Genomic DNA, 525 nt, shown 5'->3' with positions numbered 1-525 from the left:
TGGAAATGGAAGCCTTCGATGACTACTGGGATGGCCCGCCGCCGGCCGCCAAGATCATATGGCGTATCGTTCCCGAATTTGCGGGCCGTATGGCCGGGCTGGTCTCGGGCGAGTTCGACTTCATGGTCAATATCCCGACCGATCAGGAACCGCAGATGGCCAGCTACGATAACGTGACGGTTTCAAGGGCCCTTGGTGGAAACTATCCGGCCTTTGCCTTCAATACCCGCCCNGACCCCGAGGATAATCCGCTGGTCGATGTGAATTTGCGCAAGGGCATGGTGCAGGCCATCGATATGAATATGATTGTGAAGGCCTTGTTCGGCGATACGACATTACACGCGCAGCGGCACGGGCCGCCTTGTAGGCGGTATAGACAGCGTTGGATTTGGGGGCCAAGGCGATGTACACGACCGCCCCTGCAAGCGCCAATTCCCCCTCGGGTGATCCCAACCGTTCATAGGTCTGCCACGCCTCAAGGCAGATGCCCATCGCCGTAGGGTCGGCAAGGCTGATATCCTCAAC

2 pseudogenes are annotated in these 525 nt (G+C 58.6%); one reads left to right on the top strand and one right to left on the bottom strand.

The features are described 5' to 3' along the window. Window positions 1-5: 5 nt before the first annotated feature. Window positions 6-284, top strand: a pseudogene (locus tag TR36_RS16220) (ABC transporter substrate-binding protein); the annotation flags it as partial. Window positions 285-339: 55 nt separating this feature from the next. Here the strand turns inward: TR36_RS16220 and TR36_RS16215 are convergent. Next, a pseudogene (locus tag TR36_RS16215) lies at window positions 340-525 on the bottom strand (replication-associated recombination protein A); the annotation flags it as partial.

The sequence above is a fragment of the Falsirhodobacter sp. alg1 genome (genome assembly GCF_000739715.2).
GTDB lineage: Bacteria > Pseudomonadota > Alphaproteobacteria > Rhodobacterales > Rhodobacteraceae > Falsirhodobacter.
The sequence above is the reverse complement of the archived record's forward strand: the minus strand, read 5'-3'. Positions and strand labels throughout refer to the sequence as shown.